Origin of the sequence: Bacillus sp. YKCMOAS1, assembly GCF_030268125.1 — a bacterium.
Taxonomy (GTDB): Bacteria; Bacillota; Bacilli; order Bacillales; family Bacillaceae; genus Bacillus; species Bacillus safensis.
In genome coordinates, this window is the sequence record NZ_BSEI01000004.1 from 13,532 (window position 1) to 37,209 (window position 23,678).

Sequence of the window (23,678 nt, forward strand, 5' to 3'; positions counted from 1 at the left end):
TGACTAAGAAAGCTTGTTTTTTGACAAGTTGTATAAGAGGGAGTAGAATATAATTATAAAACGTAATCATTACGTTTTGATAACGAAAGGAGTTTTGACATTGAAAAGAGATATTCATCCAACCTCACATGAAGTTGTATTTATGGACGTAAACAGCGGTTACCGCTTCTTGAGTAAATCAACAAAGACATCAAATGAGACAGTAGAGTGGGAAGATGGGAAAACGTATCCTGTCATTAAAGTAGAAACAAGCTCTGATACGCATCCTTTTTATACAGGACGCCAAAAATTCGGAGAAAAAGGCGGAAGAGCCGAGCTGTTTAAGAAAAAATATCAAATGTAATCAAAAAAGCACGCCTGATAACGGTGTGCTTTTTTACAGCAAAAAACCCCGGCTGATAACCCGGGGTTTAAAAAAAGTATTAATCATTTAATGCGGTGTTTAAGGTCTTTAAGTTTTGTTTCATTAAGCTGACGTAGCTTTCGCCATTTTTGGCATCATCTTCAGTAATGGATTCTAGATTTTTAAGGGTTAAGCTTTTTGCCCCAATTTCACTGCGGATCGTATCTGATACTTTGCTGCTGACGTTGTTTTCAAAAATAACGTATTGAATGTGATACTTTTCTGCTTTTTGTACAATGTTTTCGAGCTGCTTTTGTGATGGCTCTTCGGAAGCAGATAATCCTAAAACGCTGATTTGCTCAATGCCATAGCGCTTTTCCCAATAACCATAAGCTGCGTGAGAAACAAGAATTTCTTTATGTTTGGCTTTAGATAACGTTGTTTTGAATTCTTGATCTAGGGATTGTAAATCTTTTTTTAGATTTTCATAGTTTTTTGTGTATTCTTCTTTATGATCTGGATCTAGTGAGACGAGTGTGTCTTTAATGTTTTTCGCCATTTGCTGCGCATAAACTGGGTCTAACCATGCATGAGGGTCTTTATCTCCGTGATCGTGCCCGTCATGGTCGTGGTCTTCACCTTCATGATCGTGATCTTCGCCTTCTTCATGTGCATGTTCTTCATTTGTCGATAACAATTTGATGCCTTCGGCTGCTTTGACTGTTTTCACACCTTGGTCTTTTAATGTGGCAGCAGTTTTGTCTGCGAATGCTTCAGCTCCTGTGCCGCTGTAGATAAAGGCATCACCTTCAGCCATTTCAACCATCGTTTTCGAACTTGGTTCAAAACTGTGTGCATCTGCATTGGCAGGATACACGCTCTGAGCATGAACGTGAGAGCCGCCAATTTTTTCAGTGAAATCTTGGATTGGAAAGATCGTGGTGTAAATGATTAGTTTCCCGTCTGCCTTTCCTTTTGAAGCATTAGTGCCCGCACTGCTTGAGCACGCGGCAAGGCCGATTGCGAAAAAAGCAGCTGTTAAAATAAAAAAGATTTTTTTCATGTAGAAAATGTCTCCTCTCAAACTAATAGATAGAAATGATTACGATTTAATGTCCTGAGTTATTGTATCGTAATAATTACGATTTGAAAAGAGGAAAATAAAAAATTTTCGTAAGCAGATGTTTCCTCTAAAAAAATAAGCTGCAAAACGTGACGAAATTTCTTACATTGTGCTATATTTATTTTTAAAAAAAGATAAAGGAATGGACAAACGTATGAAACTTTTAGATGAAATCATCGAATATAATCAACAATTTATTGAAGAAAAGAAATACGAAGAATTTACAACAACAAAGTTTCCACAGAAAAAAGCTGTCATTCTATCGTGTATGGATACAAGACTTGTTGAACTGCTTCCGCGTGCAATGAACATGAAAAATGGCGATATTAAGATTGTCAAAAGTGCTGGAGCGCTTGTTTCTCATCCATTTGGAAGTATTATGCGAAGCATTTTAGTTGCTGTTTACGAATTAAATGCTGACGAGGTATATGTCATTGGGCATCATGATTGCGGGATGAGCAAAATTGACAGCCAAACACTTTTAAATAAAGCCGTTGAGCGTGGTATTCCAGAAAAGCGTATTGAAGTACTGGAATACTCAGGAATTGATTTTAAACAGTGGCTCAAAAGCTTTAGTTCAGTTGAAGAGAGTGTGAAGGACAGTGTGTCTGTTGTAAAAAATCACCCGCTTCTTCCATCAGATGTACCTGTACATGGGCTTGTCATTGACCCTGGAACAGGGAAGCTTGACTTAGTTGTCAACGGATATGAAGAAAAGTAAGTTACTTTTCCTTTTTAGGCGGAACAGGATCGATGCCGCCGGGGTGAAGCGGATGACATTTCAAAATTCGCTTTATGGTCAGCCAGCCGCCCTTGATCGCGCCATGCGTTTTGATCGCCTCTAGTCCATAGTTTGAGCATGTTGGATAAAACCGGCAGCTTGGCGGTGTCAGAGGGGAAATACATTTTTGATAAAAGCGTATCATGCCGATAAAAATTTGTTTCATAGAGGTTCCTCCTTGTCTGTCTTCCACAGTATAAGAAAAAAGGACAAGGAAGGAAAGTTTTATAAACTAAACTGGTCGGAGAAATATGTTATAATATAGGAAATTGCAATTATAGGAGTGGTGATTATGCCTTCAGTTGAAAGCTTTGAACTTGATCATAATGCTGTAAAAGCGCCATACGTTCGTCATTGCGGCGTTCATAAAGTGGGATCAGATGGGGAAGTAAATAAATTTGATATTCGTTTTTGTCAGCCTAACAAGCAGGCGATGAAACCTGATACGATTCATACATTAGAGCATTTGCTTGCGTTTAATATTAGAACACACTCAGAGAAATATGATCATTTTGATATTATCGATATTTCTCCAATGGGCTGCCAGACAGGCTACTATTTAGTTGTCAGTGGTGCACCAACTCCAAAAGAAATCGTTGAACTTCTTGATGCAACATTCAAGGATGCAGTTGAAGTAACTGAAATTCCTGCTGCAAACGAAGAGCAATGCGGCCAAGCGAAGCTTCATGATCTTGAAGGAGCAAAACGTTTAATGCGTTTCTGGCTTTCTCAGGATCAAGAAGAGCTTTTAAAAGTATTTGGTTAATAGAATGATAAACCGGACATTTAGATGTCCGGTTTTTTATTTGAATTCCAACAGTGATGTCAAAATAGGGGATATTTGTTAAAATGGACATGTCAGTAAAAGAAGGGGGAAACGCACGATGCGAAAAATGTTGGGAATGATTCTGATGCTCACGTTATTAAGTGCATGTGGAAACTCTGCAGCAAATAGCGGCAAAGGGGAAGTGCCTGAGCTATTAGAAGTAAAGCTTACAGGACCTGAGCAAGTGGAGAAAAATGAAAGCGTTATAGTAAAAGCAGCTGTCACATACGGTGATACGCCTGTTGATGATGCAGATGATGTACAATTTGAAGTGTGGAAAGATGGCGACAAGGATAACAGCAAGATGATTCAGCCAAAGAAAGAAAACAAAGGTGTATACGAATTGCACACAGCCTTCAAAAAAGATGGCCTTTATATCATACAAGTCCATGTGACAGCTAAACAGCAGCATAATATGCCGAAAACGAACATCCACGTAGGTGAGGTGAAAAAAGAGAGTTCATCTACTGAAGATGAAGAAACGTCACATCATTAAAAGCGGTTTCATTTTGGATTAGGACGTTGGTTTGGTTCAGCATCTTGTGGTGAATCGACTTTATGCTTATATTCATAAGCCTTCGATGTCGTCCACAATGATAAAAAGACAACGATTGAGATAATGATAAAGCTGATAATCCCAAGTAACAGCATCTAACTCCCTCCTTATTTCCATATTAACATATATTTCATGCAGTCAAAATAGAAGAAATTGACGGCAGGTTTCAGTATAATAAGAAAAGGGTATTCTCATACTAAACGCAATTACATAAGGAGGAATAAACATGTCTGAAAATTTATTAAACGTTGTCAATAAACAAGTAGCTGATTGGACTGTGCTTTACGTGAAATTACATAACTATCATTGGTATGTAAAAGGGAAAGATTTCTTTACACTCCATGAGAAATTTGAGGAACTATATACAGAAACAGCTACATATATTGATGATTTGGCTGAGCGTATGCTTGCTTTAAATGGACAGCCTGTTGCGACAATGAAAGAGTGCTTAGAAATTTCAAGCATTCAAGAAGCAGAAGGCAAAGAATCAGCGGAGCAAATGGTGAAAAATCTATATGATGATTTCTCCAATATCGCTGAGGAATTAAAGAAAGGAATGGAGCTGGCTGCAGAGGTTGGCGATGAAACAACAGGTGATATGCTGCTTGCGATTCATCAATCCATTGAAAAACACAACTGGATGCTTAAAGCATATTTAGGATAATACACGTATGGGAAAAGAATGTCGGTCATAATTCGATCGACATTCTTTTTTTATTGGAATCGGGACAGACAGCCCATTGAAATCATAGGGCTTTCAGCCGAAGAGAAAAGAGAAGGGAGGGAAGAAGATGTCTTCTATTGCAGGAATGATGAGTCAGCAAGTAGCGAGCATTCAAAAGACACTCAATATTAGTTTGTTGAATTCACAGCTTGCTACGAATACAGCACAAGCTATGGTGATGCTGGATCAAGTGCAGCAGCAGCCTCAAGCTGTTCAGCCAAAGGATTCAGATGCTTCATTTATTGATGTTAGAGTCTAAAAAAGAGAAGCCGCCTCATGGGGCGGCTTTTTTGGTCTCATTCGTATCCCTGCATAACAGCGCCTTTATTTTTTGTCGTCCAAGCTATTGCGAAAATCCGGCATATACTATTGAGGTAAGGAGTTCCACTATGAAAGGATGTTGATGCCAAGTGAGCAAGGATTTAGGCATCTTTTCGTTGGTTACAGTGAGTTTGTCGGCGATGGGCTTTCTGTTTGGTGGAGCAGGATATTTACTGATGATTTTAGTAACGTTGATGGCTATTGAATTAATTTGTTCAAGCCTAAGAGAATCTTTGACTGGACAGCTCACAATGAAGCGGTTTTTTACAAGGTTTGTCCGAAAGATCGTGACAGTTTCCTTAATATCGATGGCGCATTTCTTTGATGTCATGCTGAAGACAAATGGGACGATTAAGGATTTAGCGATCATCTTTTATATAATTTATGAATCTTACCAAATCGTCTCGACAGCCAGAGCCCTTGGAATTCCCATTCCACAGTTGTTTATTGATGTGTTGGACATGTTGAAAAATAAATTGCGCAAAAAGCCGTAATTTCCTCATATCTGGTCATACTAAAGGAAAAAAGGATGATTCAGATGGCGAGACACACCTACTATGTATCCGTACAAGATGGATCGATATCGCAGCATAGAGATGCAGCGGCTTGGCAATTTCAAATAGAAGCAGACGATGATCAAATTTTGCAGCTGAGAGACTATTTCGATGAACAGTATATGACAGATTGGAAAGGCTTCTTTCGGGCACATGTTCCTTTTCTTGAATATCATTATGATAGTCCAAATGATGAAATGGATAGAAAAAGAAAAGAGATTTACACAATGATTTATGAGCTCGGCAATGAAGAGACAAGGAGCTTTATTGAGACAAATGGTTTGATGAATTGAAAAAGCATGTAGAGAATCTCTACATGCTTTATTTTCGCGGTTGTAAAATGCCTCCGATCAGATCAGTGATCCCGCCGCCTCTATTTTCTTGCTGTGAATTGGTGAATTCATGAGAGGAGCTTTGGCTCTGAGGCTTATAGCGATTATCATCTAAGCCAACCCGTAAGCCAGATGTGCGCTCAGATGGCTGAATAATAACAATTTGGTCTTGTTCTTGGAACTCAAATAAATAGGATTCACCAGATGTTTGTCCAATGAAAGTTTTCCAGTTCACATCTAATTTGACCTTTGGTGCTTTGCCCGTCCAAGCGACAATTGCGTCAGGGTCTACGCGGCAGGGGGCTTTTAAAATGAGCGGATTTCCATTCGTTTTGATGGCAACCTGCGCTCCGTGCCCTTGATAAGAGAGTTTTGATGTAAACAGTCCTTTCTGCGATAAAATACCAACGCCTACTGGTGTGACGCCGTAATGGCATTCCTCAGTAAAGGCAAGTAAATCTTCACTTTCTACACTTACATGCTGCCAAGGACCGCTTGGCTCAAGATTAATCACTGTTACATGCTCGCTTGAATCAGCCAGATAGCAAGTACCTTGTCCACTCACTTCCATCATCTCAAGGTTTTCACCTGTGAATTTCCTGCTGATATGGTTAAATACTTGGCTGACCATATTTCCTTTATTCGTTCCAAGTAATCGCTTGCGGTATTGGAAACTTCCTTGATCGGCAATCATTGCGCCCTTTTTGGCAAAAAAGATTCCGCTGCCTTCTGCTTGTAAGGTAAGTTCTTCTATTGTGATGAAATGAAATCCCATGGGTGCCGGCTCCTTTCCTGCGTCAAGATGTGAATCCATAGATGCGGCATAAATCATGTAAATCTAGAGTAGTCCCTTGCCCGGTCGCAGTGATTTTCCATTCCTCCTGATCTCTCGTGAGTTCTGCGCATATAATGGATGTACAATACGAATAATCTTCTGTTAACTGAAAGGTACAAATCTCTTGCTGCGAGATTTGATCAGTAAGGCGCACATAGGCATTAGTGACTTGTCCAAAATGATGCTGGCGTTCGTGTGCATCATGTATTGTGGCTGTGACGACAATTTTATGAATATCAGGTGAGACTCTGCTTAATTGCATAATAATCATTTCATTGTCTCGATACCCTCCGCCAACTTGATGATCACCAAGATGACGAACAGCTCCGTCTAAGCTTTGCTGCTGGTGATAATAGATCAGATGCTTAGGAGACAAAAGTTTGTCCTCTTCATTTAAAAGAAACACTTGCGTATCTAAATCAATTGGCTGACCGGCCAGGTCCCAGCCAAGCCCGATATGAATTTGGTCGACCGCTGGATTGTCTTTTGTTAAATCTAACTTTTGCCCTTTCACGAGGTGTTTCTTGATCACCTCATGGGGTGCGTCTTGTTTTGACCCATTTTTTATACTCATGCTGATTTCCTCCTCGTTGTCATAGGACAAACACTGATTCATTTACGTCATATAGGGATAAAAGGTTTCATGATTAAAATTGGGTGAAGTTGGAGATGATAAAAAGGTTTTAGCAACAATACCTCATTTTAGATACAGACGAGTTGGAACCACTCGTTTGTTTCACTTTTGATAAAAATTCTTCAGATAAATGTGATCTGTGGTATGATGTTTTACAAGAAGCAAGGACAGGATATGAGGGATTTCACATGCATGTATTTAAAGACTATTATCATAATACGGTCAAGCTCTCTTTTGAGGGGAAGCCTTTTTCAAGTCATCCTAAGCATGTTTGGGCCATCTGCCGCTACCAAGGGAAGTGGCTGCTCACTGAACATGAGGATCGGGGCTATGAGTTTCCAGGAGGGAAAGTTGAGCCGGATGAAGAAGCAGACCAAGCCGCTATACGGGAGATTCAAGAAGAGACGGGTGCTGTTGTTCGTGAATTAACGTATATTGGTCAATATCAGGTACTGGGCAGAGAAAAGGTCATTGTCAAGAATATTTATTTCGCTGATATTGAAAAGCTAGTGAAGCAAGACACGTATTTTGAAACGAAAGGACCCGTTCTTTTCGCAGACTTGCCAAGATCCATCGCAAAAAATAAGAATTTCAGTTTTATTATGAAAGATGATGTGTTAAGACAAAGTCTTGCTTATTTAGAAAAAAACGGTTTGATTCGTTAAAAAAAGCGCAGGGAGACATTCCCTGTGCTTTTTTATTTTTGAAGAAAGCGGCGTTCGAGCCATTCCACAAGCTGGTACATGATAGTCGCAAATACGGCAATAATGAAAAGACTTAAGAACACGAGTGTAAAATTGAAGACTTGAAAGCCGTAAATGATCATGTAGCCGAGCCCTTTTGAGGAAACAAGAAATTCCCCTACAATAACCCCAACCCAAGAAAGGCCGACATTGACTTTGATCGCAGAAATCATCGTTGGAATACTAGCTGGCAAAATGACCTCGCGAAAGACGACGCTTTTTTTCGCACCAAAGGTTTTCATCACCTTTAAATAATTCTCATCGACCTCTTGAAACGCTGTATAAATGACGATCGTCGTAATGATCACACTAATGATTGCGCCCATGGCAACGATACTGATCATGCCAGGCCCAAGGGCAACAATTAAAATCGGGGCGAGGGCAACTTTTGGCATGGCATTTAAAATGACTAAATAAGGATCAAGAACGTTTGCCAGGCGGGTGGACCACCATAAGGCGGCAGCAAGCAAAATGCCGCAAAAGGTACCAAGTAGAAATCCGAGTACTGTTTCAAATAATGTAATACTCATATGATTCACTAAAGACCCATCGGATATTTTTTGTACAAACAATTGGCAGACCGCTGATGGTGAACTAAATATCAGTGGATCGATGAGACGAAAATGACTGGCAAGCTCCCAAAGCGAAAAGAAGCTGGCGAAAATAATGAACTGATAGATTCGGGTCATGCGCTTTTCCATTCGGTATTTTTTTCGATAGGCTTCATGTAAAAGGTCACTGTGTTTCAACGGTTTTCAGCTCCTTCCAAATCGTTTGAAAGAGCTCTTGGAAACTCTGGGTCTGTCTTGCTTTAAAAGGAGAAAGAGTCCTCAGATCCTCTGGAACGGTAAAAATCCGCTGAATCGAGCCAGGATGCTTTGAGAATAAGAAAATGCGATCACTCATCGCAATGGCTTCGCCAATGTCATGTGTCACAAGAACCGCTGTTTTTTGATAGTTTTTGAGTGTATGAAAGACGAGATCCTCTAAAGTGAGTTTGGTTTGGTAGTCTAGAGCTGAAAAGGGTTCATCTAGTAAAAGCAGACCGGGATTCACTGCAAGCGTTCGGGCGAGAGCCGCACGCTGCCTCATACCGCCTGACAGCTCTTTCGGGTATTTTTCCTCTACATCATGAAGGCCAAGCTTAGGCAGTAAGCCAAGAGCGGCGGAGGTGGCTTCATGTGAATCTTGTTTGGTAATTTTCAACCCGAGAATGATATTTTCCTTGATGGTTTTCCAAGGAAACAAATAATCTTGCTGGAGCATGTAGCCGATTTGATGCTCCTTTTGATTAGGTTCTTTTCCTTCGATTAAAATTCGGCCTTCAGAAGGCGGCGTTATTCCTGCAATGATAGACAGCAGGGTGGTTTTTCCGCACCCACTGGGACCAATAAATGAGATAAATTCTCCTTGGTCTATCTCCATATTGATGTGCTGTATGGCCGTTGTTTTTTCTTTTAAAGAGAAGTACGTGTGGGTCACATGGTCAATTTGAAGGAAAGACATGTGCTACCTCCTATTCTATTTATGTTCTGTGACCTTCTTTGCAATGGATGAATCGACAAGTTGTTTATACGGGATAAATTTCGGCAATTCATCGCTCTCCTTCATAATTTCCTGCAATTTGTTCCATTCCTCTTCATTCAGAAGGGGGTCTGTTGCATAGGAGTCCTGCTGTTTGTAGCGTTTAATGGCTGTTGATAAGACATCAAGTGCTGTGTCAGGAAAATGAGATTGAATGGTTTTGGCAATCTCCTCCGGCTGCTTGGCTTCCACCCATTTCTGCGCTTTGTAAATGGCACGAGTGAAGGCTTCTGCTGTCTCTTTGTTTTCCTCTAAGTAACTTTTCTTTGCCATGAAGGTGGTATACGGCACCTTTCCGGAAGCCTCTCCAAAGGAGGCGGTGATGTACCCTTTGCCTTCTTTTTCAATTAAGGATGCTGTCGGTTCGAATAACTGCACAAAATCGCCAGTTCCAGAGGAGAAAGCACCTGAAATATTGGCAAAATCAATATTTTGAATCATGCGGAGATCCTTTTTTACATCAATGCCTTCCTTTTTCAGGACATATTCACCGACCATTTGCGGCATGCCGCCTTTCCGCTGTCCAAGAAAGTCTTTTCCTTTTAATTGATTCCAAGAGAATTCGCTCACTTTCTCCCTTGAAACAAGAAATGTACCGTCTGTTTGTGTCAGCTGTGCAAAGTTGATGACAGAGTCTTTTGTGTCTTGAGCCTCTACATAGATAGAGGATTCAGATCCGGTCAGGGCAATATCTGCACCGCCGGATAAGAGAGCGGTCATCGTTTTATCGCCGCCCCAAGTCGTTTTTAATTCAACCTCTAGCCCTTCTTCTTTGAAAAAGTCCTCAGATAAGGCAACATATAGCGGAGCATAAAAAACCGAATGGGTCACCTCGGCTACTTGTACGGCCTGCTCTTGTTCTTTTTTACAGGCGACAAATGGAATAAAGAGCAGGACAACGACGATGAATGCCAGTCTGACTTTGATGGAACGATTCAAGAGTAATTCGCCTCCTTTGTTCTAGATCACTAATTAAAGTATGTCAAAAGGGATTTTTGGTGAGTGCCTAGATGAAAATAAGAAGCGCATTGTTTATTTATAGAACGTGTCTTTTTTTTTATACTAGAAGCATGAATACTTTCTTGAATTTGGAAGGAATAAAGGGGCGGTTTCGTGTATAGAGTGAGTTGGGTATTTCTTGGGTGGTATTTAGTAGGGCTCATATTAATGGTCTTTTTTGAGGTGCCAGCATGGCTGCAGTTTGCAAATGGCATTTTCCTTGTGCTGTATGCCTGCTGTGTGATAGAGATTGGGCGAAATATTTATGGATCATGGGGAATTGTGATCAAACGGGCAGCCATTGTCGGCGTACTGACATTTACGGTTGAATGGATTGGGATCACAACCGGGTTTCCTTTTGGGGTTTATGACTATTATCCGGCATTAGGTTTTCTAGTGGCAGGGGTACCTTTAACCATTGCTTTTGCATGGGTTGGTGTGTTTTTAAACAGTCTTTTTTTATCCAGTCAGCAGTCGAAATGGAAACGAGCGGTCGAAACGGGGATATGGATTGTCTTACTTGACCTCATATTAGATCCAGTAGCGGCTGAACGGAAATTTTGGGTGTGGTATGACGGCGGTGGTTTTTATGGTATTCCTTTTGAGAATTTTGTGAGCTGGGGTATGATTGGAGCAGGACTTTCCTTTCTCTTCCCGCTTGTTCAGATTGATCAGAAGGCTTTGAGCTGGACGAGCCATATTTATCAGGCAATGGTGTTCTTTTTTGGTGTGCTGGCATTAAAGGGCGGGCTCGAGGTCATTTTTTATTTAGCACTGATCATTGTTATTTTGTGTGAAGGAAGGGTTCAATTTGAAAGAAAGCGACAAAAGCCGATCGTTTAGACGTATATTTTCTCTTTATCTTGAGCGGTATTTACTTCATAAACATTTTCGCTGCGTGATGATGAAAGGCGCTGTGGACCCAAACGAGAAGCTGCCTGTTCTTTATCTCGCCAATCATAGCTCATGGTGGGATGGACTCATCCTCTTTCTTTTAACAGAAAAAGCGTCCGAACTCGATCACTATATGATGATGGAAGAGAAGCAGCTGAAGCAATATGCCTTTTTTCGTAAGCTAGGTGCCTTTCCGGTTCAGAAAGAGAATCCGAAAAGTGTGAAGCAAGCATTAATGACGGCTAAAGAAAACATGCAGGCTGGCGGGGCTGTATGGCTTTTTCCACAGGGGAAAATCATGCATCAGGACATGCGGCCGCTTGAATTAGAGGGCGGGGCTTCATTTTTAGTGAGACAATTTGAGCAAGTCGTGGTGAAGCCTGTGACCTTGCATTATACATTTAATCAATTTCAAAAGCCGACAGTATCTGCTTTGTTTGGGGAAGATACCTTAGTATCTGGCGGGGCACTTCGAAGCAAGGACGTGACGCACCTGCTCAGAGATCTGCTTGAAACGCAGCTAAACGCACATCAAGAACAGGTCATCGCAGATCCTGATTTTTCAACTAATCAAGAATTTAGACAGATGACAAGGACAAGTCAGTCAACAAGTGATGCGTTTGATTCCTTTAAAAAGTGGGTGAAAACATGGCGGTCTTCCTAACTGTGATCAGTGTACTCTTGCTCTGTCAGTTTATTTTCACCATATGGAATATGAGGCAGCTTCCTGTTTTAAAGCCAGCATCCTTTCCGTCGGGTGAACCTATTTCGTTATCAATTCTGATTCCAGCGCGAAATGAGGAAAATCGGATCGAAGCCTGTCTTCAGTCGATCGTTGATCAACGTCTTTACCCGAAAGAGCTCATCGTCCTTGATGATCACTCGACAGATCAGACAAGAGCGATTGTGGAGCGGTTCGCAGAAACATATCCGTGGATCCGTGTCCAGTCAGGTCAACCATTAAAGCGCGGCTGGCTTGGTAAATCATATGCCTGTTCTCAGCTCGCGGAAGCTGCTGCTTCTGACTGGCTGCTATTTTTAGATGCGGATGTCCGGTTAAAAAAAGGGGCAGTTGAATCAGTGTACAAGCAGTTATGCATGCAAAAAACGGGCATGCTGTCAGGTTTTCCAGAACAGAAAACAGGTACATTTTTTGAGCATCTTGTGGTTCCTATGATGATGTTTACCATTGGCTGTCATCTGCCAGTGAAATGGGTAAGAAAATCTAAGAACCCCGCTTTTTCCGCAGCACATGGCGGTTTTATTGCCATTGAAAAGAATTGTTATCACGACATTGGCGGGCATGAAGCGATCAAGGATTCACTAGTTGATGATATGGCCTTGGCTAGACGTGTGAAGGAAAAAGGCTTTCCGTTCACACTTGCAAGCATTCATCCATTTGTGTATATGAGAATGTATGAGAGTGGACAAGAGGTTTGGGAAGGTTACCGGAAAAATTTATTCCCAGGTGTGAATCGAAGCATTGCTTTGTTAAGCAGTGTCTTTTGTTTATACACCCTCCTTTATTTGGTTCCTGTCATTTGTTTCATGATTGCATTGTTTCAGCTGGATGTTTTGAGCATATGCTTAGCGATCCTTTGCTATGGGCTGGGTGTGTCGATTAAAGCGGCAATAGATACTGAAAATGGGCGGACATCTGCGATGGCTTTTTTATTGCCGGTCAGTATTTTAAGCCTGATTGCTATCGGTTTTGCTTCTATGAAAATCGATCTGAAAAAAGAAGGGTATGAATGGAAAGGGAGAAAGTACGAATGAAAAAAGTGATCATCATCGGCGGCGGACTTGGCGGATTATCAGCCGCGATCCGTCTCCAGTCACGCGGGGTTCAGGTCACCATTTTAGAAAAAGAAGCGGCTTTAGGCGGGAAATTGCAGCGCCATCACGAGGCAGGCTACTCTTTTGATTTAGGACCGAGTACTATTACAATGAAGGCATATTTTGAAGAAGTGTTTACGGCCTGTCATAGACGGATGGAGGATTATGTGACCTTTTATCCGATTTCTCCACTGACCAAAAATATTTTTTCAGATGGCCATACGGTCGAGTTTACGCCGAATATTGAGCAAATGGAATCACAAATTGCTGCATTCAGTCCTGAAGATGCGAAGCAATACCGTGCATTTTTACAGGAATCAAAGACGTTTTTTCAAAAGGCAGAGGAGCAGTTTTTAAATCGTTTGTTATTGAGCTGGAAGGATAAGGCGGATTTTAAGCTGATGAAAGCACTTCTTGCTGTCAAACCATTCACATCCGTTCAGCGCCTGCTGCGTCAATATTTCCGTCATCCCCATACATTGGCGATGTTTGGACGGTATGCCACTTATATCGGCTCTTCTCCCTACGAAGCGCCGGCTATTTTTAACATGATGGCATATTTAGAAGGGGAGAAAGGGATTTATGGAATACAAGGCGGTACGTATCGTTTAGTTGAGGCATTTGAGACACTGGCAAAAGAATTAGGCGTTCAGATTCACCTCAATGAACAAGTGAACAAGATTCATGTGAAGGATCGGCGGATCAAAGGAGTGGAGACGGATCAGAAGATGTATGAGGCAGATCAAGTCATTACAGGAGCAGATGCGCTGACTGTATACCGTCATCTTATAGATGAAAAAGACCGTCCTCGTTTTTTAAATCAAAAACTGGCTGGTATTGAACCGTCGTTGTCTGGCTTTGTTCTTTTATTAGGTGTACCTAAAGTCTATGAGCAGCTGGCTCATCACAATGTGTTTTTCCCTGAGGATTATGAGCAAGAATTCAAGGATATTTTTCAGAAAAAACAACTGCCTCAAGATCCGACGCTTTACATATGTTATTCAGGTCATTCAGAACCAGCTTTAAGCGGAGGAGCGGGAAGAAGCAACCTGTTTGTACTGGCCAATGCACCTTATGTGACAAATGAGCAAGATTGGGACATGCTAAAGGAGACATATCGTCAGCATGTAAAAAACAAATTAATGGAAAAAGGCCTTTTTGGTTTGGATGAGCTGATCGAATATGAAGCGGTTCAAACCCCGCTCGATCTGCAGCAGAAAACGGGGGCATATCGTGGAGCCATTTATGGCATGTCTTCAAACTCGTTCAAACAGGCGTTCTTTCGCATCAATAATCAGTCAAAGGACATTGAAGGGCTTTGGTTTGTTGGGGGAACAAGTCATCCAGGCGGCGGCACGCCAATGGTGACAAAATCAGGCCAGCTTGTCGCAGAAGCGATGCTGAAGCAATGGACGTAAACAGAGATGAAAAGGAGAGAAATCGAGTGATTGTGGAAAAAAGAAGGTTTCCGTCGCCCCATCCGCATATTCACTTATATACAGTGACCTATGAGGCAGATGGGCTTCGGATGAAAGGGCTGCTCGCTGAGCCGGCCGGAGAAGGTCTCTACGACGGCTTTTTGTACTTACGAGGCGGCATTAAAAATGTGGGGATGGTCAGACCTGGCCGGATTGTGCAATTTGCCGCGCAGGGCTTTGTCGTCTTTGCTCCCTTTTACCGAGGAAATCAGGGGGGCGAAGGGAACGAAGATTTTGCCGGAGAAGATCGAAAAGATGCGTTCGCTGCCTTTCAGTTGTTAAAGCAGCACAAAAAAGTGAAGAAGGACCGCGTTCATATCTTTGGTTTTTCGCGAGGCGGTATTATGGGTATTTGGACCGCTGTTGAAATGAAACAGGAGGCAGCTTCCTTTGTCACATGGGGAGGCGTCAGTGACATGAAACTTACTTATGAAGAGCGTGTGGATATGAGACGGATGATGAAGCGTGTGATTGGCGGTCCGCCGCATAAGGTGCCAGAGGCATATGAGAACAGAACCCCTTTAAATGATGTGGATCAAATTGAAGCACCTGTCCTCATCATCCACGGAGAAGAAGATCAAAATGTATCGATTGAGCATGCGTATTTGTTAGAAGATGCGCTGCGCCAGCACGGGAAGTCCGTGGAGACATGGTATTTCCACGGATACAACCACTACTTTCCGCCGCAGCATAATCGAGAAATTGTGAGAAGGCTGACCACATGGATGCACAGCCGAAAAAGCGGAAATGTGGTAAAATAAGCAGTATAACGAAATATAGAAAGTAGGGGGATTTTCATTATGGGAATGCCTGTTGAATTTAATACAATGATTGTCACAAAGGGAAAAGAGACAAGAATTGAAGAAAATGTATTTGAACTCATGAAGGATGGATACCGCATTTATCCATTAAATATTCCACTTGAGGTGCGCAAAACGAAAGACGGAGAAAAAACAGGGACAGCACATGTTGAAAAACTAGAGCTGACAGACAATGTCACGAAGGTGACATACCGCCTTGTGTCATTGCATTCAACAAACTAAAAAAAGCTGAGGGATTGAATCTCCTCAGCTTTTTTCATTTGGTTATACGAGTGGTCCGCCTTTGGCTTCAATGTCACTTGCCGCGTGGCTGAATTTTTGGAAGTTCTTTTTAAATTCATTGGCAAGGAAGTGTGCTTTTTCTTGATAAGCCTTTTGGTCATCCCATGTTTTAGCAGGTTGAAGCACTTCATCTGGTACACCAGGAATATGAAGCGGGATGTGTAATCCGAAGATGTCATCAGTGATCATCTCAGCATTGTCAAGGTCACCTTCGATTGCTGCCTGCACCATTGCTCTTGTATGAGCGAGATTCATTCGTTTGCCTGTACCATAGCCTCCGCCAGTCCAGCCTGTATTCACAAGGAATACTTTAGCACCATGCTCATCAATCTTTTTGCCGAGCATTTCAGCATAGACGTGAGCTGGAAGCGGGAGGAATGGTGAACCGAAGCAAGTTGAGAATGTCGTTTCTGGTGATGTGACACCGCGCTCAGTTCCAGCTAATTTACTTGTGTACCCGCTCAAGAAATGGTACATTGCCTGTTCTTTTGTTAAACGGCTGATTGGAGGTAATACGCCAAACGCATCAGCTGTTAAGAAGACAATGGCAGATGGATGTCCTGCGATACTTGGTTTCACGATGTTATCAATCATTTCGATTGGGTAAGCAGCGCGTGTATTTTCAGTAAAGAATGTATCATCGTAATCCGCTTCACGTGTTTCTTCATCAAGCACAACGTTTTCAAGAACTGATCCGAAGCTGATCGCTTTGTAGATCTGTGGTTCTTTTTCTTCACTTAAGTTCACACATTTCGCATAGCATCCGCCCTCGATATTAAAGACCCCTGTGCCAGACCAGCCGTGTTCATCGTCTCCGATCAGCTTGCGGCTTGCGCTTGCAGAAAGCGTCGTTTTCCCAGTACCTGAAAGTCCAAAGAATAAGGCTACATCGCCTTCTTGACCTACGTTTGCTGAGCAGTGCATGGATAAAATATCTTGCTCAGGAAGCAGGTAGTTCATCACAGAGAAAATGGACTTTTTCATTTCTCCTGCATATTCTGTTCCACCGATAAGAATCGTGCGTTTTTCAAAAGAAACGATGATAAACGTTTCAGAGTTTGTGCCATCTGTTACAGGATCTGCTTTGAAGTGCGGTGCAGATAAGATGGTGAAAGGTTTTTCGTTTGAAGAAGGTGTTGACCCGTCAGGTCTGATAAATAGCTGCTTGGCAAAAAGATTGTGCCATGCGAATTCGTTTACAACTGTAATCGGCATACGATATCTTTCATCAGCGCCTGCAAACCCTTCAAAGACGAATAGTTCATCACGTTCTTTTAAGTATGACACAACCTTTGTATATAAACGGTCAAATGCTTCTTTGGAGATCGGCTGGTTTACTTGACCCCAATCGATTTTATGCTCAGAGCTTTCTTCTTTGACGATAAATTTATCTTTAGGCGAACGTCCTGTGTAGGCTCCAGTTGTCGCGCGGACAGCTCCTGTTGATGTTAAAACGCCTTCATTACGTGCCAAAATCTTTTCAACAAGTTTCGGAACAGATAAATTTTGGTGCGTATTTTCTAATGAGAGCAATGACTGCAAATCTTCTTTTAAATCCACTGAGTTCATAAAAAAACCCTTCCTTTACCGTTGAATTTGTTTGTTTCGATTAGTATAACACATTAATAATAATAGTCTATACTATTTAAAAATTTTTGTGTGTGTTTTTTCATTTCTGCTATGAAAATATGCTTTTTGGTGATGCTAATGATGAGGAGAAAAAAGAGGGAGATAATTCTTATGAAGCATTGACATGACGCAAGGGTTTAAGATAAGATATCTTATTGAACGGATACTCTTATCCCGAGTTGGTGGAGGGACAGGCCCGATGAAGCCCAGCAACCGGTTTCTTATGAAAAAGGCATGAACATGCTGAGAAACCAAGGTGCTAACCTGATGCAAGGTACAAGAACACCTTGAGCGATAAGAGTGAAAGGCATGCGATCTCAGACCCTTTCCTCGCAATGAAGGAAATGGTTTTTTTATTTTTGGGATATCATATGAACAAATTGCCAATAACATCTCTAATATAAACGTTATTAAATATAAGAGGGAACGAGTTCCGTATCATATTGGAGGCCTCATCTTGGGATGATGTGGTCTTGTACAGGAGGAAATAGCCATTATGAGTCAAAATCGTCGTTTATTTACTTCAGAATCAGTGACAGAAGGACATCCGGATAAAATCTGTGATCAAATTTCAGACAGCATTTTGGATGAAATTTTAAAGAAAGATCCAAATGCACGTGTTGCCTGTGAAACTTCTGTTACAACCGGTCTCGTATTAGTAAGCGGTGAAATTACAACGTCTACTTATGTCGATATTCCAAAGACGGTGCGTGACACAATTAAGGAAATTGGCTACACACGTGCGAAATATGGTTTTGATGCGGAAACATGTGCGGTCCTTACATCAATTGATGAACAGTCTGCTGATATTGCGCAAGGTGTAGACAAAGCCCTTGAAGCACGTGAAGGAACAATGACTGAAGAAGAAATTGATGCGATTGGTGCAGGTGACCAAGGATTGATGTTTGGTTTTGCCAACAACGAAACCGAAGAGCTCATGCCGCTGCCGATTTCCCTAGCGCATAAATTATCTCGCCGTTTAACAGAAGTACGTAAGAATGAGACACTTGCATACCTTCGTCCAGACGGAAAAACACAAGTCACAGTTGAATATGATGAGCAAAACAAACCAGTTCGTATTGACACAGTGGTTATTTCTACGCAGCATGCACCAGAAGTGACGCTTGAACAAATCCAAAGTGACTTAAAAGAGCATGTCATCAGCCCTGTCGTTCCAAGTGAACTGATTGATGAACAGACAAAATACTTTATTAACCCAACTGGCCGTTTCGTGATCGGTGGACCTCAAGGGGATGCTGGTTTAACTGGACGTAAAATCATCGTTGATACGTATGGCGGATACGCTCGTCATGGCGGTGGTGCTTTCTCAGGTAAGGATGCAACGAAGGTTGACCGTTCTGCGGCATATGCTGCTCGTTACGTAGCGAAAAACATCGTAGCTGCCGGCCTTGCAGATTCTTGTGAAGTACAGCTTGCTTATGCAATTGGTGTTGCACAGCCTGTATCGATTTCAATTGATACATTCGGAACAGGAAAAGCTTCTGAAGAAAAATTAATTGAAGTGGTTCGTGCAAACTTTGATCTTCGTCCAGCTGGCATTATTAAAATGCTTGACCTGCGCCGTCCGATCTACAAACAAACAGCTGCATACGGACATTTCGGTCGTCACGACTTAGATCTTCCGTGGGAAAAAACGGATAAAGCCGAAACACTTCGTAAAGAAGCATTGGGACAATAACAACATAGAAAACCGCTTATTTTAAGCGGTTTTCCTTTTGATTAAAAAAAAATCAGCAAAAAGCGAAAAAATGTGAAACAAAATCGGACAAAATACTGTCTAATTATAGGTCTACTTTTAAGAAATAACATAACGTGGAGGCAATAATATGTGTGGGTTTGTTGGTGTATTTAATCACCGTCCATTGTCCGAAACTACTGAACAGGAAGAGCTAATTAAACAAATGAATCGTCTCATCGTTCATCGCGGTCCGGATGATGAGGGTTACTTTCATGATGAGCATGTAGGATTTGGATTTAGACGTTTAAGTATTATAGATGTTGAGCACGGAAAGCAGCCGCTTTCTTATGAAGATGAAAAGTACTGGATTATTTTCAACGGAGAAATTTATAACTATGTGGAGCTGAAGGAAGAGCTTGTGAAAAAAGGCTATACATTCAGCACAGATTCAGATACGGAAGTACTTCTTGCCACATACCGTCATTATAAAGAAGAAGCGGCTTCAAAGCTTCGCGGCATGTTTGCATTTTTAATTTGGGATAAAGAAGCGCAATTATTATATGGCGCAAGAGATCCTTTTGGCATCAAACCGCTTTATTTTACACAAATGGATGAGCAAGTGTACTTTGCGTCTGAACGCAAAAGCTTGATGGCAGTGAACGAGAACATTTTATTTGATGAGACATCCTTACAGCAATACATGTCATTCCAGTTCGTACCTGAGCCAAATACACTTGATCAAAAGGTGCACAAAGTAGAGCCTGGTCATCAGTTTACTTTACGCCCAGGACAGGAGATTGAGTTTAAGACTTACTGGAAAGTTCAATTCAAGCCTGAACAAACACAAGAACAAAAGCTGATTGAAGAAGTCCGCGATGCAATCTATGATTCTGTGAAAATTCACATGAGAAGTGATGTTCCTGTTGGTTCATTCCTATCAGGTGGTATCGATTCTTCTTTCATCGTATCTGTCGCAAAGGAATTTCATCCTGAGCTGAAGACGTTTTCTGTTGGTTTCCAGCAGGATGGCTTTAGTGAAGTTGATGTGGCGAAGGAAACGGCTGATAAGCTGGGCTTACAAAACTTCAGCGCCGTGATTTCTCCTGAGGAGTATATGAATGAGCTTCCGAAAATTGTTTGGCATTTAGATGATCCTTTAGCTGATCCGGCGGCGATTCCATTGTACTTCGTGGCAAAGGAAGCGAAGAAACAAGTGACGGTTGTTCTTTCTGGTGAGGGAGCAGACGAGCTGTTTGGTGGATATAATATTTACCGTGAGCCGCTTTCTCTTAAACCATTTGAATCTGTTCCATCTATGCTGAAAAAGCTTCTTCTTCGTCTGGCGCGCTTAATGCCAGAAGGAATGAAAGGTAAAAGCTTTATCGTCCGCGGCTGTACACCATTAGAGGAGCGTTATATCGGTAATGCGAAAATCTTTGAAGAGCCAGTAAAGAAAAACCTCTTAAAGCAGTATGATCCGAACATTACGTATCGTGATGTGACGAAGACATACTTCGAGGAAAGTGCAGGCTACAGTGATATTAACAAAATGCAATATGTTGATATTCATACGTGGATGCGCGGTGACATCTTACTGAAAGCAGATAAGATGACAATGGCGAATTCCCTTGAGCTTCGTGTTCCATTCCTTGATAAGGTCGTATTTGAAGCGGCTTCTAAAATTCCAGAAGAGCTGAAAACAAAAGATGGCACAACGAAATATTTATTGCGTAAAGCAGCAGAAGGCATTGTGCCTGACCATGTGTTAAACCGCAAGAAGCTGGGCTTCCCTGTTCCAATTCGTCATTGGCTGAAAAATGAGATGAACGCTTGGGCGAAAGACATCATTAAAAACAGTCAAACGGACGAATATATTAACAAAGCGTATGTGCTTGATTTATTAAATGAACATTGTGCTGGTAAGGCAGATCATAGCCGTAAGATTTGGACCGTTCTGATCTTTATGATTTGGCACAGCATTTATGTGGAGCGTAGTATTGATCCAGAGCAATTGAATCATCAACCAAAAGAAGTCATCTTCAGTTAATGAAAAAAGGTTTTCAGCTTTGTGCTGAAAACCTTTTTTGTCATGATAGAAAGTGGAGGAAAAGGGTAAAATAACAAGCGGTTCATAGTTATTGCTTAATATCCTGAAAAAAACATGATAAAGTGAAGATACACGTATGATGTTAACGAGATAAAAGGGAACGATAGTATTGTCCTTTTTCTACATATTCTCTGCGGATTCGGTCCATGTCTTGAATATCTTCATCTGTTAACAGCCGAACGACTTTGGCTGGACGGCCAAAAGCGAGTGATCCTTTTGGGATGACCTTGCCTTGAGGGACAAGACTTCCTGCACCGATAAAGGCGCCTTCGCCAATCTCCGCACCATCGAGAATGATGGACCCCATGCCAATGAGGGCATTTTTTCGAATGATTGAGCTATGTAATGTGACTTGGTGTCCAATGGTAGCACCATCTTCAATAAGAAGTGTTTTTCCAGGACTTTGATGCAGGCACGATAAATCTTGAATGTTGACGTTCTTTCCAATTCTCACAGGTGCGACATCGCCTCTGATGACAGTTTGGAACCACACGCTCGAATATTCTCCAATTGTGACATCACCGGTAATGGTGGCGTTTTCTGCGACAAAGACCGATTCATGAATCTCAGGTGTAAACTGATGATATGGATAAATCACTTTTTCTACTTCCTTTCTTAATACAACATTTGTGAGGTGTTTACTTTGTGGACTTGGCATGCTGAAAGACCAGTTGGTACAATTGTGATTGTACATGGTGCGAGTGAATATCACGGCCGATATAAATGGCTGATTGAAATGTGGCGGAATGCAGGCTATCATGTCGTCATGGGTGACTTGCCTGGGCAAGGCACATCGACACGTGCGCGAGGCCACATTCGTTCATTTCAAGAATACATTGATACAGTCGATGAATGGATCGAACATGCGAAATCATTCAGGCTTCCTACATTTTTACTTGGACACAGTATGGGTGGACTCATTTCAATTGAGTGGATGAAGCAGTATACCCATACGAAGTTGAATGGCCTTATTTTATCATCACCTTGTTTAGGTCTGCAATTTAAACCGAAGAAGCTGATGGATTTTGCGTCAAAAGGTCTAAATGTGCTGGCACCGTCTTTTAAAGTAGAGTCAGGGCTGTCGATTGAACTAGCGACACGAAATCAAGCGGTCATTGAGGCAGACTCAAATGATTCTCTTTACGTGACAAAGGTGTCGGTTCGCTGGTATCGAGAGCTGATCAAAAATATCGATGCAGCGATGCAACCGACGAATGTCTTTAAATCGATCCCGCTCCTTTTAATGCAGGCCGGCGATGATAAGATCGTGGATAAAACGAGGGTAATCAAATGGTTCAATGGCATAGAATCAACCAATAAATCATACCGTGAATGGGAAGAGCTGTATCACGAAATTTTTAATGAACCGGAAAGAGAAGATGTGTTTAAGGCGGCAAGAGCCTTTACAGATCAATATATTTGATTGTGAGCTTTAAGTTGGGGGTGGAGTGATTTGTCAGTACCAGAGCGTCCTTTTGCACTGATGACAAAGGTGTATAAAGATATTTTTCCGCTTGTTCATCAGGAGCTGAAAAAGTGGCGGGCTCATGCAGAAATGATTGAAAATGAAGAACTGAGAACGCAGGCACTAGCGAGCATATCTAGTAAAACGTTTCACTGTGAAGGCGGAGGTATTTTATCACTTCTAGCAGGTGAAGAGAAAGAAACGTGTATTGAATTCATCGTGGCATATCAAACCATCAGTGATTACTTAGATAACCTATGTGACCGCAGCACGTCGCTTGATCCAAAGGATTTTCATATGCTGCATCAAGCGATGAGAGATGCGCTTGATATTCATGCTGAGCTCAAGCCATACTATCAATTCCGTGAGGATCAAGAGGATCATGGATACTTACATGCGCTTGTCCGCACATGTCAAGACGTGCTTACGCGCGTTGAGCATTATCCAATCATTCAGCCATATTTACACACGCTGTGTGATTACTATAGTGATCTGCAAGTACATAAGCACGTTGTTCCTCATGAGCGTGTGCCAAGGCTAGAGTCGTGGTTCCGCCAATATGAAAAGGATTTGCCGAAGATGGAATGGTATGAGTTTTCAGCTTGTGCGGGATCGACGTTAGGGATATTCTGTCTTGTGGCGTATGCGCTGCAGCCTGATTTTACAGAAAAGCAAGCGAAGCAAATTTACGAAAGCTATTTCCCTTATATTCAAGGTCTGCACATTTTACTCGATTATTTAATTGACCAAGAAGAGGACCGGCTTGGGGGAGATCTGAACTTTTGCTCATACTACGATTCTCATCATGAGATGATGGATAGACTACAGCATTTTATCGAAAAAGCGGATGAGCAGCTGAAAGGCATTCCGCATGAGAACTTTCACAAATTGATTAACAGAGGATTACTCGCGGTCTATTTGTCCGATGAAAAAGTGACAGCCCAAAAAGAGATGAACAAGCTGGCAAAAAGGCTGATCAAATCAAGCGGGAAAACATCGTTCTTTTTCTATATTAACGGAAGAGCCTATCGGACCTATCAGAAAATGCCTTGGATGAAATCATCATAAAAAAGCTCAAATCCAATAAGATTTGAGCTTTAGCGTGTAGACAA

At 41.7% G+C, this 23,678-nt stretch carries 29 protein-coding genes and 1 riboswitch; of the genes, 19 read left to right on the plus strand and 10 right to left on the minus strand.

Annotation, left to right across the window (positions count from 1 at the left end; all coding sequences use genetic code 11):
• Window positions 1–100 precede the first annotated feature (100 nt).
• Window positions 101–343, plus strand: coding sequence for a type B 50S ribosomal protein L31 (locus QSJ46_RS12670; RefSeq protein WP_034665302.1), 243 nt, complete (start codon window positions 101–103; stop codon window positions 341–343).
• A gap of 79 nt (window positions 344–422) precedes the next feature.
• Here QSJ46_RS12670 and QSJ46_RS12675 read toward each other — a convergent pair whose 3' ends face one another.
• The gene (locus QSJ46_RS12675; RefSeq protein WP_285604800.1) at window positions 423–1,406 is read right to left on the minus strand and encodes a metal ABC transporter solute-binding protein, Zn/Mn family; all 984 of its coding nucleotides are present in this window, start codon (window positions 1,404–1,406) and stop codon (window positions 423–425) included.
• 214 nt (window positions 1,407–1,620) lie between these two features.
• On the opposite strand from QSJ46_RS12675, the gene QSJ46_RS12680 reads away from it, so the two are divergent.
• On the plus strand, window positions 1,621–2,187 hold the full coding sequence (locus tag QSJ46_RS12680; RefSeq protein ID WP_024424929.1) for a beta-class carbonic anhydrase: 567 nt from the start codon (window positions 1,621–1,623) through the stop codon (window positions 2,185–2,187).
• Window position 2,188: 1 nt separating this feature from the next.
• Here the strand turns inward: QSJ46_RS12680 and yidD are convergent, their stop codons facing one another.
• Window positions 2,189–2,413 (minus strand): membrane protein insertion efficiency factor YidD, encoded by a 225-nt coding sequence (gene yidD / locus QSJ46_RS12685; protein WP_041107381.1) that lies wholly within the window; start codon window positions 2,411–2,413, stop codon window positions 2,189–2,191.
• A gap of 126 nt (window positions 2,414–2,539) precedes the next feature.
• On the opposite strand from yidD, the gene QSJ46_RS12690 reads away from it, so the two are divergent.
• Window positions 2,540–3,013 (plus strand): S-ribosylhomocysteine lyase, encoded by a 474-nt coding sequence (locus QSJ46_RS12690; protein ID WP_003217624.1) that lies wholly within the window; start codon window positions 2,540–2,542, stop codon window positions 3,011–3,013.
• Between the two features lie 118 nt (window positions 3,014–3,131).
• Window positions 3,132–3,569, plus strand: coding sequence for a FixH family protein (locus tag QSJ46_RS12695; protein ID WP_039180888.1), 438 nt, complete (start codon window positions 3,132–3,134; stop codon window positions 3,567–3,569).
• Between the two features lie 8 nt (window positions 3,570–3,577).
• On the opposite strand, the gene ytzI is transcribed toward QSJ46_RS12695, so the two are convergent.
• Entirely contained in the window at window positions 3,578–3,724 is a 147-nt protein-coding gene (gene ytzI / locus QSJ46_RS12700; protein ID WP_003217544.1) for a YtzI protein, read from the minus strand.
• 131 nt (window positions 3,725–3,855) lie between these two features.
• On the opposite strand from ytzI, the gene QSJ46_RS12705 reads away from it, so the two are divergent.
• The 4 genes from QSJ46_RS12705 (at window position 3,856) to QSJ46_RS12720 (ending at window position 5,521) form a co-directional block, all read left to right on the plus strand.
• Window positions 3,856–4,293 (plus strand): Dps family protein, encoded by a 438-nt coding sequence (locus QSJ46_RS12705; protein WP_039180885.1) that lies wholly within the window; start codon window positions 3,856–3,858, stop codon window positions 4,291–4,293.
• A 127-nt stretch (window positions 4,294–4,420) separates the two neighbouring features.
• On the plus strand, window positions 4,421–4,612 hold the full coding sequence (locus QSJ46_RS12710) for a hypothetical protein (RefSeq protein ID WP_024424925.1): 192 nt from the start codon (window positions 4,421–4,423) through the stop codon (window positions 4,610–4,612).
• A 151-nt stretch (window positions 4,613–4,763) separates the two neighbouring features.
• Window positions 4,764–5,168, plus strand: a complete 405-nt coding sequence (locus QSJ46_RS12715; RefSeq protein WP_039180882.1) for a phage holin family protein — start codon at window positions 4,764–4,766, stop codon at window positions 5,166–5,168.
• Between the two features lie 44 nt (window positions 5,169–5,212).
• A complete protein-coding gene (locus tag QSJ46_RS12720; protein WP_024425787.1) occupies window positions 5,213–5,521 on the plus strand; it encodes a hypothetical protein in 309 nt (102 codons plus the stop codon).
• A 28-nt stretch (window positions 5,522–5,549) separates the two neighbouring features.
• On the opposite strand, the gene QSJ46_RS12725 is transcribed toward QSJ46_RS12720, so the two are convergent.
• Together QSJ46_RS12725 and QSJ46_RS12730 are read right to left on the minus strand one after the other, a co-directional pair.
• The gene (locus tag QSJ46_RS12725) at window positions 5,550–6,335 is read right to left on the minus strand and encodes an AIM24 family protein (protein ID WP_039180879.1); all 786 of its coding nucleotides are present in this window, start codon (window positions 6,333–6,335) and stop codon (window positions 5,550–5,552) included.
• 22 nt (window positions 6,336–6,357) lie between these two features.
• Window positions 6,358–6,969: a TerD family protein gene (locus tag QSJ46_RS12730; RefSeq protein WP_224929199.1), complete on the minus strand. Its 612-nt coding sequence runs from the start codon at window positions 6,967–6,969 to the stop codon at window positions 6,358–6,360.
• A 248-nt stretch (window positions 6,970–7,217) separates the two neighbouring features.
• On the opposite strand from QSJ46_RS12730, the gene ytkD reads away from it, so the two are divergent.
• Window positions 7,218–7,694, plus strand: coding sequence for an RNA deprotection pyrophosphohydrolase (ytkD, locus tag QSJ46_RS12735; protein ID WP_039180876.1), 477 nt, complete (start codon window positions 7,218–7,220; stop codon window positions 7,692–7,694).
• A gap of 32 nt (window positions 7,695–7,726) precedes the next feature.
• Here the strand turns inward: ytkD and QSJ46_RS12740 are convergent, their stop codons facing one another.
• From QSJ46_RS12740 to QSJ46_RS12750, 3 genes are read right to left on the minus strand one after another with little or no spacing between them, the layout of a single operon-like run.
• A complete protein-coding gene (locus QSJ46_RS12740; RefSeq protein ID WP_369810477.1) occupies window positions 7,727–8,473 on the minus strand; it encodes an ABC transporter permease in 747 nt (248 codons plus the stop codon).
• A gap of 34 nt (window positions 8,474–8,507) precedes the next feature.
• A complete protein-coding gene (locus QSJ46_RS12745; RefSeq protein ID WP_285604801.1) occupies window positions 8,508–9,278 on the minus strand; it encodes an ABC transporter ATP-binding protein in 771 nt (256 codons plus the stop codon).
• 15 nt (window positions 9,279–9,293) lie between these two features.
• A complete protein-coding gene (locus QSJ46_RS12750) occupies window positions 9,294–10,295 on the minus strand; it encodes an ABC transporter substrate-binding protein (RefSeq protein ID WP_285604802.1) in 1,002 nt (333 codons plus the stop codon).
• 174 nt (window positions 10,296–10,469) lie between these two features.
• Here QSJ46_RS12750 and QSJ46_RS12755 point away from each other — a divergent pair, with 174 nt between their 5' ends.
• From QSJ46_RS12755 to QSJ46_RS12780, 6 genes are read left to right on the plus strand one after another with little or no spacing between them, the layout of a single operon-like run.
• Window positions 10,470–11,198, plus strand: coding sequence for a carotenoid biosynthesis protein (locus tag QSJ46_RS12755; protein ID WP_047203530.1), 729 nt, complete (start codon window positions 10,470–10,472; stop codon window positions 11,196–11,198).
• Window positions 11,167–11,913 carry a lysophospholipid acyltransferase family protein gene (locus tag QSJ46_RS12760; RefSeq protein WP_285604803.1) on the plus strand — a complete coding sequence of 249 codons (747 nt, stop codon included), beginning with the start codon at window positions 11,167–11,169 and terminating at the stop codon, window positions 11,911–11,913. The genes QSJ46_RS12755 and QSJ46_RS12760 overlap by 32 nt, the downstream gene beginning before the upstream one ends.
• On the plus strand, window positions 11,898–13,025 hold the full coding sequence (locus tag QSJ46_RS12765; RefSeq protein ID WP_285604804.1) for a glycosyltransferase family 2 protein: 1,128 nt from the start codon (window positions 11,898–11,900) through the stop codon (window positions 13,023–13,025). The genes QSJ46_RS12760 and QSJ46_RS12765 overlap by 16 nt, the downstream gene beginning before the upstream one ends.
• On the plus strand, window positions 13,022–14,503 hold the full coding sequence (locus QSJ46_RS12770; RefSeq protein WP_285604805.1) for a phytoene desaturase family protein: 1,482 nt from the start codon (window positions 13,022–13,024) through the stop codon (window positions 14,501–14,503). Before QSJ46_RS12765 ends, QSJ46_RS12770 begins: the two co-directional genes overlap by 4 nt.
• 26 nt (window positions 14,504–14,529) lie before the next feature.
• Entirely contained in the window at window positions 14,530–15,324 is a 795-nt protein-coding gene (locus QSJ46_RS12775) for an alpha/beta hydrolase family protein (protein ID WP_107163193.1), read from the plus strand.
• A gap of 39 nt (window positions 15,325–15,363) precedes the next feature.
• On the plus strand, window positions 15,364–15,606 hold the full coding sequence (locus QSJ46_RS12780) for a DUF2584 domain-containing protein (protein ID WP_025092385.1): 243 nt from the start codon (window positions 15,364–15,366) through the stop codon (window positions 15,604–15,606).
• A 42-nt stretch (window positions 15,607–15,648) separates the two neighbouring features.
• On the opposite strand, the gene pckA is transcribed toward QSJ46_RS12780, so the two are convergent.
• Window positions 15,649–17,235, minus strand: coding sequence for a phosphoenolpyruvate carboxykinase (ATP) (pckA, locus tag QSJ46_RS12785; RefSeq protein WP_047203525.1), 1,587 nt, complete (start codon window positions 17,233–17,235; stop codon window positions 15,649–15,651).
• A 226-nt stretch (window positions 17,236–17,461) separates the two neighbouring features.
• A riboswitch (SAM riboswitch) is annotated at window positions 17,462–17,596 on the plus strand.
• Window positions 17,597–17,791: 195 nt separating this feature from the next.
• On the opposite strand from pckA, the gene metK reads away from it, so the two are divergent.
• Complete coding sequence (gene metK / locus QSJ46_RS12790) at window positions 17,792–18,994, plus strand: methionine adenosyltransferase (protein ID WP_039180847.1); 1,203 nt, start codon at window positions 17,792–17,794, stop codon at window positions 18,992–18,994.
• Window positions 18,995–19,142: 148 nt separating this feature from the next.
• Window positions 19,143–21,041, plus strand: coding sequence for an asparagine synthase (glutamine-hydrolyzing) (gene asnB, locus QSJ46_RS12795; protein ID WP_024426217.1), 1,899 nt, complete (start codon window positions 19,143–19,145; stop codon window positions 21,039–21,041).
• A 142-nt stretch (window positions 21,042–21,183) separates the two neighbouring features.
• Here the strand turns inward: asnB and QSJ46_RS12800 are convergent, their stop codons facing one another.
• Window positions 21,184–21,699, minus strand: coding sequence for a gamma carbonic anhydrase (locus QSJ46_RS12800; protein ID WP_047203523.1), 516 nt, complete (start codon window positions 21,697–21,699; stop codon window positions 21,184–21,186).
• A 45-nt stretch (window positions 21,700–21,744) separates the two neighbouring features.
• Between QSJ46_RS12800 and QSJ46_RS12805 the strand changes: the two genes are divergently transcribed.
• Both QSJ46_RS12805 and QSJ46_RS12810 read left to right on the plus strand, forming a co-directional pair.
• Complete coding sequence (locus tag QSJ46_RS12805; RefSeq protein WP_024424906.1) at window positions 21,745–22,524, plus strand: alpha/beta hydrolase; 780 nt, start codon at window positions 21,745–21,747, stop codon at window positions 22,522–22,524.
• Window positions 22,525–22,554: 30 nt separating this feature from the next.
• Window positions 22,555–23,634, plus strand: a complete 1,080-nt coding sequence (locus QSJ46_RS12810; RefSeq protein ID WP_039180839.1) for a tetraprenyl-beta-curcumene synthase family protein — start codon at window positions 22,555–22,557, stop codon at window positions 23,632–23,634.
• The last annotated feature ends 44 nt before the right edge of the window (window positions 23,635–23,678 follow it).